The sequence below is a fragment of the Acinetobacter sp. YH16052 genome, from assembly GCF_013417155.1.
GTDB lineage: Bacteria > Pseudomonadota > Gammaproteobacteria > Pseudomonadales > Moraxellaceae > Acinetobacter.
The window spans coordinates 176,426-188,962 of sequence record NZ_VPEO01000005.1 but is presented as its reverse complement, the minus strand read 5'-3'; the positions used below and the strand labels follow the sequence as shown (position 1 = coordinate 188,962).

Genomic DNA, 12,537 nt, shown 5'->3' with positions numbered 1-12,537 from the left:
TTGATTATATCGAGATGTTTTACAATCGAATCAGGCGTCATTCGCATCTCGATGGGATGAGTCCAGAAGCCTTTGAGGCAGCTTCAAAATGAGGCCGTCTCGTGTCTAGGATACTGGGAGCAGTCCAAATCCATGTCATCGGGTATCAGTGCCGTGGTCTTTTGTCCGGTGGCATTAGTCATCACCTGAACGCTTGTCCCTTTAGGTATTTCAATACCTGCATGACTAAGCTTGGTGATATAGCGAATCGGTTTATCATAGTTAACTAGATAACCTTCTTCTACAGCACGAGTAAAACTGTAGGTGAAGACAGGCTTACCAAAAATCTCTGTTGTATGTAGTGCAGGCGTTGCAGTCAAACCTATCAGGGTGGCATCAAAATAGTCGATTACACGCTTATAGGTAGACAAGTACTGCGCTTCATCACGAATCGTTTCCTCACCTTCAGTCATTTCCTTATCCAGGGTATAACCACGGTGTGCTTCATCAATGATGATACAGTCATAAAAATCGATTGGCAGTGGTGCATCACTGTTAAACAGACGATGTACCAAGCTTTGCACTGTAGCAACTTGAACTTCAGGACGTTCAGTAGTATCTACACCTAAATCGGCAACAGTATAGATTTGTGCCAGGGTTTGGCCTTGCTCAATCACTTCAGCACCAAATGCATCAAATGCCTGTGTGCCCAAAGTAGAACGATCAACCAGGAACAATATATGCTTAAAACGCTGGCTTTTGATTAATCGGTACATTAGGCCAGTCGCTAAACGCGTTTTACCTGTACCTGTTGCCATAGCAAGTAAAATACGTTGCTTGTCTTTGGCAATTGCTTGCTCAACCGCTTTAATTCCTTCACGTTGATAAACACGATCATTAAATGGCAGAATCTCGGTCTGTTCTAAATATTCATCTGCACGAGCAATATCCTGCTCAAGCTTTCGCTTCAACCCTGCTGGTGAATGGAAACCTTGCAACACCTTAGAAATGTTAGATGGATGTCGTACATCACGGAACCAGATTCCGCCCTCATCAGCTAGACGCTTAGACTGCTTTTGACCATTACATGCATACACAAAAGGAATGTGGTAGACCTTTTCCTCAGATGTCCACGGCGTATTCTTGTATGGCTTGTCTAAATCAGACGCAAATTGAAAGCCTTGTGAGTAACGCTCCGCCTGACGAATATACTGACTGACGGTTTTGTTCTGCTTTTTTGCCTCGACCACTGCAACAGGCATCAAGCCTTCAAAAAGCACATAATCCGCAAAACCCTCTTCACCACCCAGTAATGTCGGATATTCTGCGATTGCAAGGTTTAAACCTTTTTGCGGGCGAACGCCGTTGCTATACCTTAAGAGCTGTGTATCTGCCTGCCAACCTGCGAGCTGAAGCTGTCGGTCAATAAGCCCACGTGTTTCAGCTTCGGACAATTCAAATGAAGCATTGGCTATATCCAATTGCTCATCTTCGATATGTATCTCAATACTAGATTGAGGTGCCTGCTGTTCCAGCTCTTTCACTTTTGCTTCATAGGCAGCGAGTTGAGCCTGTAATGTTTGTGCTTCTACTTGCTGCTGTTGCTTAAGCTGTAAATTCTCTGCTTCTAGGGCTGCCAATTTATGTTGAATATCTGAGTGAACAGCTTGCTTGTCCTGTGCCGTACGCAACTGCTGCTGTAGCTCCATCAATTCAAAACGCATGCGCCGTGCTTCAAGCGTTGGGTCAACAGGTGCTTCAAACTCAGGGAACAATTTGGTTTTCTGAGTAGTCAGAATATATAACCACTGTGCCATTCGATACGATAACCGTAGTGAAGTCAAAGCATCACTATGATCGGTTTCGGCATCATGCGCACCTTTGTTACCATTAACACGCAAGGTATGTAAAACAGAGATAAAGTCAGCTTTCAGCTTGAGTCTATTCTCAAGTAAACGAATACGGGAGAGAAAATCCGCCTGTTCAGGGATTTCAAGTTGATTGGCTTGGGCTACTTTATTAACCAGAATCTCAGCAAATTTTCGGGTTTGTACAAGTGTATGCGCTGGTGCTGTGTAGTATGCTGCTTCCGCACTGACTAATAAAGCATGCATCAAAGGATCTACGTCCTTTAAAAAATCAAACTGAGACTCAGTTAAATTCATCATATTATTTACAACTATCTGTACTTTATTATGCTTTTATACAAAGCTCCCCTTAAAATAAGCATATCAGTTCACATTATTTTTATTAAGAAAAATCTTTTGTACATAAGTCTAATTCAGGATTAAAAAACCACCCGAAGGTGGTTAAATAAATTACCAATAGTTTTTATCCCATAAGCGCCAATTGTCAGCACCTAATCGTTTTTTAGCTTCATCTTTTAAAAACCATAAAAAATTGTTGTAATTTTCCGGATCTTTCATAAGACATCCAGCACTGAACTGATGACAATTATCAACTAAAACATGATAGTTCCGTATAATGCCAACCATAGATTCTGCAAAATCAGCAACCTCATCACAACCTACCGGCCATTCCCCTTCACATGAAACATAAATTTCATTGCCTGTAGTAATTCCTGAAATGAATTGTTGTGGGCTTACAATCTCAATATAACCATGGCGATTTAAATGAACAATTCTATTATCACCAATATAAATACCAGAATGTTCAGCAAGCTTACGACCTGCTGTTAAATCACAATAGACTACAGACCCTCTAACAGGAGTAACTTTTCCTTTTATTAAATCAATTACGTATTCACCGGCATTTTTAGCTGTATGAAGTCCAACTAAGCCCATAACTGTTGGGGTTGTTACTGCTGTTGTTTTAGTAGCAATTACAGCAGCGGAAGTAACCAACCCTGTCGATCCAGCTATTGTCGCCCCTGTTACTGCTCCAGTTGCTGTACCTGCAGTAGTTGCAGTAGTAAACCCCATCACACCAGCTGTAGAAACACCTGTGACAGCAGCAGCCCCAGCCATCACTCCCAAAGCTGCACCACCAGTTGCAGCAACAGCTGTTACTGTTGCAATTGTCGTTAATGGATTCTCAACAGCAAAGTCTAATGCTGTACTTGCAGTATCACTAACAAAATCGATAGTTGAGCTTGTGACATCACCCACTGTATTAACTGCTGAACCAGCCAGGTCACCAATCACATCTACGGTAGAACTCGCAGCACCACTGATAGCGTCTATCGTTGAAGTCGCCACATCCCCAATTACATCAATGGTGGAGTCTGCCGCACTACTCAACACATCAACTGTAGTACCAGTAATATCACCAACAATATCTGCGGTTGTACTCGCAGCATCTGACACAATATCTACAGTAGTACTTGCAACTTCTCCAACTGCGTCAGCGACTGAGCTTGCAGCATCAGCGATCGTGCTACAAGCATCTGAAATAAAATCAAATAACCCCATATTTACCTCATTATCTTTTTACTTATTTATCATTAGAATACACTAATTCCATTCTGAGCTGGCTTCCATTTCTTTCCACCTCCCATAGTTAAAGTGGCACAGTTATAAGCATCCTGTAAGAAACCACGGCGCGCAGGTTCTGTGAACCCTGTTTGAGCAATTAGAGTCTCTCGAAGTGGGTGATGACTTGTAATCAAATACTCATTACGCTTATGCAAGCGCTCTAATAAATTGACCGATGGTAAACGATCAAACTTACCCATCTGACCGCGATTACATGTAGGACATGCCAATACCAAATTCGCTACACCGTTGATGGGTTTTTGAACATCACACTCACGTAATTTATGTGGAAAAAAATGATCAACATCTGCAGAGTGCTCAAAAAACTGATCAATTGTGATAGGGGCAAAACAATAAAAGCATCTACTCTTTTGATATCCATTTAAAGCTGACTTAGCCGATGTCACATTGACTCTTCTAATTTTGTTATCAGCAACCAAGAGCCCTTGATCATCATGCTGAATCTGAACCAAATGCTTAGGTAGATTCATATCCCAAGCTGTTTCAACTAAACGCCATCTTGCTTCAGTTTCATCGATCAAATCTTTGGAATTCTGAGCCTCAAATAGCTGAAATACATCATCAGTTAAAATGATACCACCGTGTGTTTTCCGGGCATCCATAAAAAATCTTTTGGACAATTCCTGACCGTGAACATTGTGAAAAGCATCAATTACATTCACAAAACCATACTGAACTGTTTTAGCTATCAGTGTTTGCTGGTCAATTTCACCAGTATTGTAGGCACGACAAAAATCTAAGAATTTACTAGAGCTCGATGTAGCTTGCTTATCAACAAACTTGAGGTGTTCACAAATATGTTGGCTGAAAGGTTCTGCTAATTTATCGAGAGTAATAATGGTATTACCCTCAGCTTTGAGATCATAAAGTGATTTTGCTAAAGCAAATTTATAGGATGCAACATTACGCCCAAATAGAATAACTGCTCGCCAATAGTTTTCAAGAGACGGTTCAATCTCATAAAACTCAGACATAAAGCACCCCCACGTGAATTGTTATATTTAAGCATTCTTCTTAATTAGAATATTTAACCATTTTTCTTCACGATCTGGTCGCTGATCTATAGTAATCCAATACTTAATTAATTCAATTTGATGAAATTGATTTAATAATTCTTTGGCCTGCTCTTCATTTAAGTCTGTGAACTTTCGACCATCTTTTTCTCGGTCTTTGTCTCCATATTTAAATGACATATACAAAATCCCATTCACCTTAAGAGCATTCAGAATACTTTGCAAAACATCAGTCAAACGATCACGTTCACAATGCAATAAAGATGCACATGCCCAGATTCCGTCGTATATACCATGATCATTCAAATCATAAAAACTTTGATATCTTACAGGAATCCCAGTGAGCGCTGTGGCTTTTTCAACCAAAGCTTCAGAATAGTCTAACGCTTCAACCTGATAACCTTTATTCCTGAACGCTAATGTATCCCGTCCTGATCCACACCCCAAATCAAGAATATGGCCTCCATTCGGTAGAAGTACTAGAAATGCCTGATATAAGCTTTCCATATTTACATTTAGCGTTGTTTGAACAAACTGCTCTGAGTTTTGGTTATAGTAGCCCACATTCCCCATTATTGAATTCCTAAAAATAAAATTGGTCACTAACTAACTTATACGCACATGATCAGATAAATTTCAAATCTTAGATTGCGACAAAATGTCGCTTTATTATCTGAAAGTTTATAATGTGTAAGATAAAAAATTAGAACTGATTTTAATTTTCCCAAAATAAAGATGATTAAAAAATAATCAAAACTACTTATTTAACAGTCTTTTTTGAACAAATCCATATAAAAACTTAAAATTCTGTTTATTTTTTATACATATCTACCGTTACACTATAAAATTAACAAAATTTATGTGCGTTACACTATAGAAAGCGCTACGTTACACTATAAAATTTTAGGCGTTACACTATAAAAACGGGTTTATTTCATGTGTGTTACACTATAAAAATTGGTGCATTACACTATTTTCGACGATCCGTTACACTATAAAAAATAGTGTATTACACTATTTTCGACGATCCATTACACTATAAAAATAGTCGTATCTTGTTTAATTTTTAATTTATTTTTTGGCTTAGATTGACACAAAATGGTAGAGGTTTGACTCAAAAATGCCGCCTATCTACCACTAAAAGGAAGTTATTGGCAGCGATTGGCTATTTTTGTCTTTTGAATAGCACGAAAGTGTTTAAGAATGGCTAATTCATGAAGATTTTTGGCATTTATTGGCATTAAAAATATAGTTATTACCAAAAAACAAAACCCTATTGTCTATGGATGGCATGGATTCGAAAGTAAATATATTTTGATTTTCAGAAATCGAATTCTCAATATGGAAATAATAATTAAATAAATTATTGTTCTGAAAATATCTATCCAATTATCTCTTGAATCTAGAACAAGAATTCACAGAATGAAGTAGTAAAAAATTAAACTCCATTCTCTCAGAAGAAGAAAATATTGCATTTCTATATTCTTCGATGCATAGCAATATCGCTATGCACACGAAGGATAACCTCCTCATGCACATTCAATACAACCGTCCACCATCATCTCATCCTGGCCCTGGTGGTAATTGGCCAAGCACAACAGGTCGCCCATCAGGTGGTGGCCGTGGTAATGCCAAATAATCATTAAGGGGAGCAATCCCCTTAATCCAGGATTACCGATGAAAAAGTACAGTAATGACAAAGAGCTGAACAAATTTATTCGGCAACTTATTAAGGATGGTATCGCATCTTTTAGACCTGGCAAAAAACATGATTTTTTATTTGTAAATCAATCACAAAAGATTACGATACCAGGCACACCTAGTGACCGAAAAGCCTATTTAAACTTTAAGACAGATATACGCAGAGCTTTACAATGCCAAAGAATACCTTTCCAACAACGATAGAAATTGTTCGTGATTTATTAAGTCACATGGATACCAAGAACCAACTATCAGAGATACCCTCAAAAAAACCAGAGATGAACTCAAAGCACTTAGATGCCTCAGCAAACGATCTTTTCACTTCACACTATGATGTAGACTTATTTTTAAATCAATTGTGCCCAAAAGAGTTTTCTGATCGTACAGATTTACAGTTCATAACATTGCTTAAACGCAATGTTTTAGACCGCTATAATGCAATGCTATTACATGCTCGCTTAACTGCATTGATGAATATTGATTCTATTCGAACTTCACTTTGGTCGAATTACTTAGTTCCATCTCTTCATCAACTCATAACCTTTTGTATTACACAAATGGGGATCGCTAAGCACTGGAAAGGCGAAAACTTTATTCAAGAAAGCTTAAGTTATCTAAAAAATAATGATGAAAACTTTGCTCATTTTTGGAAAAGTGATGATTTAGGTCCTGATGAGAAAAATTACATCAGTAAATTTGGCCGACCAGATGCATTACCTACGCCGTCGACCTTAAAACGCCTATTTTTGACCGATACAGAATCATCGCAGACACATTATGAATTGTTGTGTTTTGCACGCTTGCTACAAGCCCTAAAAATTAAATATGGGTTCTCATTACAACAAGGAAACTTTATCCAGTTTTTGGCCGAACAACACAACCAAAAATTGAAGTCTCATCGTATTTCGCTACATGATACCCAAGCACTTACATTTAGAGCAATGGCTATTGCCAATGCACAAACACATTTTCCTTTTTTGATGGAAATCCCTCTTTCATATCAAAAACTAACTCAAGTGTTTTTTGATAGAACGCACGTCAAACGTATTGATCATACTGATACTCGCTTAGCATCAATGGTATATAGCTCAACAGGTGAAACAACGTTTCAACTTAATACATTGATGGTAAACCAAATCGACAAATACCTTACTGAGCACAAAGAAGTAGGTCACCTCCTCCCATATATACATTGGATTAAAGCGATTAATTTGGTATATCAATATCAATTTAAAGAAGCACTCACTGAATATGAACTGTGCTTAGATGGTTTGTTATATCGCGATATGCGTTATTTAGAAGTACTGTTAAATGAGATGCTTTGCATCGCTTCACTAGTGGAGAGCCAAAATAAACTCATTGGAAAGATTTCAAATTTAGCTATCCAATTTGACTTTAAAGTTGGAATCTTTGATCCCATTAAGCGCCCTCACCGCTTTAAAACTGACTTTGTTTTTGAAGAATGGGAAAAAGAGGCAACCTTGGTTGGATTCTTTAAATATTTTACTGCCGATACTTTTAGCGACAAAGGTACGGAAATTAAAAAATTAATTCCAAAAATCGGTAGCCTTGCAGTTCCGATGGATATTAGCCCTGACTTTAAAAAAGTGAATGCAAACATTTATATTGATATTGAACAAAGACGTAAATGGCCTCAACTTCACTACTTTGTAGTTATTGGAGATTTTTCTACGGCTAGAAAACTCATTGAAGCTGGTGCAAACATGGATGCATTAACTACAAATAAAGAAAGTATTGTGCTTTTGGCATTGAACCACATTGCTTCTAAATCCGATGAAACATACGCATTCATTCAATATGTATTCGAATGTGGTTTTGATAAAGAGCTTTTAAATGAATGCACACCGAAAAAGCGGACTTGCCCCTTAAACCTAGCTATTGAGGAAAATCTGCCAAAACTTGCAAAATTGTTATTAGAAAATGGGGCTAATCCTAATGTTACAGGTCTCTATGGTATTTCCATGCTTTACCAGAATTTAGGTGTGATCGGCCTATTAAATGGTCATAAAGTTGAGCAAGCAAATGATAAATATCTTGCAGATTCGATTAGACGTCATTCTAACGGTGGTAGCGATATTGAAAGTTATAAACAACTCCAAAGCCTACCAAGCCATGACCCTAGAAAGGTATTATTTGAGGAGATGAAGCGAATCTCTCTTGGGGACAAGAAGGTTTGCGATGCCTACGAGATTTTCGAGTTACTTTTACAATATGGTGCCGATCCAAATCAAAATACAGCTCAGTATCCAATAAAAGGCTATACACCCTTCATGCTAGCTGTTGAAAAAGATAATGCTTATGCTGTCGATCTTATGCTCAAGCATGGGGCTCAATTGGAACAAAGCTATGTAAAAGCAGATGAAGGACGTCGTGTGTTTTTGCCTGAAATAGCTGAGTACTTTAAAGCCAATCAAGCAAAAGAATTGATTTCTATAGCCTAACAATAAATAGCGTCTACCAACAAACTCCATGCTGGTAGACGCTTATTTTTTATTTATACAATCAATCTACATCTTGTACGACCTGCATCATTATTAGCAACTCGACTTTGTGGAATCAACCAACAACAAGATTCATCTTCTTTAATAGCTAAATAATGGTGTTTTGAATAATCCAACAAATTAGGCTCTTTAATTAAACGTTGCTTCCAATTCGGCATATCCACAGGAAGTTCATAATCATCTATTACTTCTTCGAGATCTTTATCCATTAATACGATAAAAAGCTCTTTTAAATAACTTGGATCTCGATTAAACAAAAACTTCAAGTCTTCAGTATTTGCTATTAAACAACGCTTAGGGGCAGATACAGCATGAAGTATAGACCACCAATAGTTATAAAATTTATTATCACCTATTGTTAACAAGGCTCGTCTGAAATCATTAGAAATATCTCGATCATTTAGGTATTTCTGTACAATATTTTTACGAAGGATATTTAACTTTTCAAAACTAAATTCATCCAGACAATCTAGGAAAATTCCAATGCTACCTCTACAAAATTGTGAATCTTCTAATTTATGAATAGCATTTTTATTTTCCTGAGATTCATTAATTAATTTAGCTTTTATGATCTCCTCATCAATTTGCTTCGCTGCAAATTTAGAACTAATCACATTCTTCTCTAAATATTGATAAATATTATCTTGTCCTCTAGCTAACTCTCTAACCAAATTCAAAGCACTTAAAAAAGATTCATCATTATCAATTGTTGAATTATTCACGATATTCCTAATGACACGCATCCAATCTAAGAATTTAACTGAGGTAAAATCTAATTCCGCATTCAAATAACACGTCTGTGCATAAAACATTACACGTTGAGGATATGTGACATGGCTTGAAGTAGAAATTAATTCAAAGAAATTATTAAAGACCAAGTCACTTTTAAGATCTTTGAAATTTAAAAAATTCAAATTACTCAATTGGTTACTTATCAAATTAAGATCAGCACTAGAATAGTTATCCAAGCTTTTAACTAAATATTCTAATGTACTTTTATCAAATGAAATTGAAATTAAAGTAGATGGATTTGTTGCCAAGATTTGTACATTATCCAGTTCCCTTTTATTTACTAAGTACAAGTTAGAAATTAATTGTAAAAAATATTCATCAATAGAATTTTCTTTATTACGATAACTCCATAATAAATCTGTCCACTGGTTATCTATTTTATAAGCAAATTTTTGGTTGAATTCTGTATCTTTATCTTCCCATCCTTCTTCATTAATTTGTTTTTCTAGTAATGCTTTAAAGTTTTCAAAGGCTGTGAGAGCCTTTCCTCGGGCATTCATAGTAATATAAAGATCATCAGATAAACCAAAATTATCCAAATTCAGATGGTAGAATTGGATCACATTCCTTTCCGTGAGTTTACTCCACCCATTCTTAATATCATAAAATTTAGCATGAATAGCATCTAGCATATTCAACATAGCTGCAATCGTAGGGTCTTGCTGCCACGATAAGAAGAACCAAGGTTTATCAGTTATCAATTCTGATATTCTTGTACTATCGTCTAAGTTCGTAATGTCAAAAACGTCATTTATTAATGATTCACAAAACTCTCGTGAACTAATACGTGTTTCATAAGTAAAATTTAAAAGCTTGTTTTTCGTAATGTTATCAACATGATCTTTATTTACAAAATAAAAGTGTAATAAAAATAAAGTTGTTAAACGTTGCTGACCATCTAAAAGTTGCAAAGTATCATCAACTTGACTGCCATAAACAAAATCTAGCTCAATAGATTTTTCTTCACTTAATGAAATATAAAGTGCATTTAAAAAACGTTCTCTAATTTTTTCTTGCTCTAATCGCCCTTGTGCATAATCTCTTTGAATAATTGGGATTTCAATTTTATTTGACTGGAGCAAGTTCCAAAAAGATATTTTTTCTGCAGTTTGTTTATTTAACACGATGAAATTCCTTAAGCTGACTGAGAGTTTTTGAGAGAATTTATTACTTCTTCAATATCAGTCAAATATCGCTCCCTATCCTTTTCACCCCAAAAAGTCATTTGTTCCACATCAGTGCTATAAAACTTCATGAAAACATTTTTTGTGCAAATAGGTACAAAGGTACCTGTTTTTTCTCTCTCAATAATTTTCTTTCTCTTAAGAGGGAAGACAGAGTTTTTATAACTTCTATTTGTTGAAGAATCTAACAATACTAGGTTATCAATAGAATTCACATCCAATCCTTGTCCCTGAAATGCCTCTATAAATTGAATAAAAAACTCATCAAACTTTGTTAAATCACTTTGAACATCTATAAGTTTAGTTTGCAAACTAGAATCTAAATTCAAGTTTGAAATATTGTCTAAAATTTCTTTTATCCAATCTTTTTTATGCTGCTCAGACTTTGGTGGCTGGTCAGCTAATGCAGTGATATGTTCCACATCCCATTTTTCTTTTTTATAACGGTCAAATGGAAATTTGGTTGTTTCATTTTTATTATTTAATAGCGTTTGGACATTATGGAATAATAAAATTGGGCGTATTTTTGGAGATCCATATTGCAACTCATCTAAATCATCTCCTGGCAAATACTCTATTATTTTTTCGTTTATTAAATTAAGAAATTCCTTTTTACTTTTAGAGTTTTTTAATTCGTAAACTTCATTAATACCAAAACCAGTGGCGATTAGGTAACCAATTTTATGATATAATTTTCTATCCTCATACCATTCTTGAAGTGTCTGAAAACATTGTTTCACGTCACGCCATACTTGTTTTATTTTTTCTTGTTTTAACTTTTCTGAAAAAAATCTAAATGTAAAAAAATCGTCGTCATTACTTTTTTTGTTTGATATTAAATTAAAAATTAAGTCTATTCGGGTTGTTAATACTTTTTTATCTGTTAAAAAATACCATAATGAATCATTTTGTAAGGCATATTCCATTCGATCCCATTCTGTTGATATTTCAATCTGTTGTAATCTTATTTTTGCCTTATCTTTATCATTTAATTCAATAAAGTTAGTCTTGTTTAAAAATAATGCTTTTATCAACTCAGCATTAGTTAATGGAATTTTCCCCACATTTAAACGAGTAAATACTTCTACTGAATCACTATCAGTTTCATACCAAATAACTTTCGTATAATGAACAAATTTTGATTCTAATTCAGCTGAATTTAACTGCCCTAGTGATTCTAATCCTTCAGCCCATTCATGAATTGTTTGATAGGCATTACTTATAAAAAAGAAATCAATATTTTGCTCACTAATAGATGCATTATTAATATCAATTTCTAAATTATTTAAGAAATCCGAACTAGATTGGCGAGTCTGGTATTTTAAAGTAAACTCTTTATATTTAGATTTACCTTTCCACATTTCATTAATGTAATGGATCAATAAGAAAATAGTCGTAAGCCGTTGCTGCCCATCAATGACCTCATACCATGTTTTTTCAATATCCAGCCCATTTATACTTATAGAATCCCGATCCATAGGCTTAAGTACCAAAGGCTGTAAGCAGTACCAAGATTTCTCACCTTTATCATTTATTTTAGGTTCAAATTGATTGATATCATTTAAAAAATCTTTAATTTGTTGAGGAGTCCATCTATATCCTCGTTGATAGGCCGGAATAAAAAAGTTCTTTTCCAATAATTGTTGGATATTCATTGGTTCTATCATTAAAGTTGTGTTCACTCTTGCCCTCTTTTTACAACGTACTATTTTTATCTACCTGATTAATAAAGTAACTTGATTTACCCATAAGTCTTATCAAAAAGCTCTTTATCCTCTCTTAAATCAAACTTCTTCGACGCAATGATTGAGTATTTTTCAACCTCACTTGA

The 12,537-nt window shown here is 35.4% G+C and carries 8 protein-coding genes; 2 read left to right on the top strand and 6 right to left on the bottom strand.

Annotation, left to right across the window (positions count from 1 at the left end; genetic code table 11):
* Window positions 1–8: 8 nt before the first annotated feature.
* Window positions 9–92 carry a hypothetical protein gene (locus FTV42_RS05590; RefSeq protein ID WP_370984813.1) on the top strand — a complete coding sequence of 28 codons (84 nt, stop codon included), beginning with the start codon at window positions 9–11 and terminating at the stop codon, window positions 90–92.
* Here the strand turns inward: FTV42_RS05590 and hsdR are convergent.
* From hsdR to FTV42_RS05570, 4 genes are all read right to left on the bottom strand, one after another.
* On the bottom strand, window positions 84–2,147 hold the full coding sequence (hsdR, locus tag FTV42_RS05585; protein WP_257223411.1) for a type I restriction-modification system endonuclease: 2,064 nt from the start codon (window positions 2,145–2,147) through the stop codon (window positions 84–86). The genes FTV42_RS05590 and hsdR overlap by 9 nt on opposite strands.
* Before the next feature lie 150 nt (window positions 2,148–2,297).
* A complete protein-coding gene (locus FTV42_RS17545; RefSeq protein ID WP_228722188.1) occupies window positions 2,298–3,410 on the bottom strand; it encodes a lecithin retinol acyltransferase family protein in 1,113 nt (370 codons plus the stop codon).
* Between the two features lie 32 nt (window positions 3,411–3,442).
* Window positions 3,443–4,468: an HNH endonuclease domain-containing protein gene (locus FTV42_RS05575; RefSeq protein ID WP_180037907.1), complete on the bottom strand. Its 1,026-nt coding sequence runs from the start codon at window positions 4,466–4,468 to the stop codon at window positions 3,443–3,445.
* 27 nt (window positions 4,469–4,495) lie between these two features.
* Window positions 4,496–5,080, bottom strand: a complete 585-nt coding sequence (locus tag FTV42_RS05570; protein ID WP_180037905.1) for a bifunctional 2-polyprenyl-6-hydroxyphenol methylase/3-demethylubiquinol 3-O-methyltransferase UbiG — start codon at window positions 5,078–5,080, stop codon at window positions 4,496–4,498.
* Window positions 5,081–6,381: 1,301 nt separating this feature from the next.
* On the opposite strand from FTV42_RS05570, the gene FTV42_RS05565 reads away from it, so the two are divergent.
* On the top strand, window positions 6,382–8,670 hold the full coding sequence (locus FTV42_RS05565; protein ID WP_180037903.1) for an ankyrin repeat domain-containing protein: 2,289 nt from the start codon (window positions 6,382–6,384) through the stop codon (window positions 8,668–8,670).
* Window positions 8,671–8,723: 53 nt separating this feature from the next.
* Here FTV42_RS05565 and FTV42_RS05560 read toward each other — a convergent pair whose 3' ends face one another.
* The gene (locus FTV42_RS05560) at window positions 8,724–10,646 is read right to left on the bottom strand and encodes a DUF262 domain-containing protein (RefSeq protein WP_159153493.1); all 1,923 of its coding nucleotides are present in this window, start codon (window positions 10,644–10,646) and stop codon (window positions 8,724–8,726) included.
* 11 nt (window positions 10,647–10,657) lie between these two features.
* Complete coding sequence (locus tag FTV42_RS05555) at window positions 10,658–12,388, bottom strand: DUF262 domain-containing protein (protein ID WP_159153492.1); 1,731 nt, start codon at window positions 12,386–12,388, stop codon at window positions 10,658–10,660.
* Window positions 12,389–12,537 lie beyond the last annotated feature (149 nt).

Coding starts and splice junctions, on each gene's coding strand:
- hsdR (WP_257223411.1), bottom strand. CDS start 2,147: ATGATGAATTTAACTGAGTCTCAGTTTGATTTTTTAAAGGACGTAGAT.
- FTV42_RS17545 (WP_228722188.1), bottom strand. CDS start 3,410: ATGGGGTTATTTGATTTTATTTCAGATGCTTGTAGCACGATCGCTGAT.
- FTV42_RS05575 (WP_180037907.1), bottom strand. CDS start 4,468: ATGTCTGAGTTTTATGAGATTGAACCGTCTCTTGAAAACTATTGGCGA.
- FTV42_RS05570 (WP_180037905.1), bottom strand. CDS start 5,080: ATGGGGAATGTGGGCTACTATAACCAAAACTCAGAGCAGTTTGTTCAA.
- FTV42_RS05565 (WP_180037903.1), top strand. CDS start 6,382: ATGCCAAAGAATACCTTTCCAACAACGATAGAAATTGTTCGTGATTTA.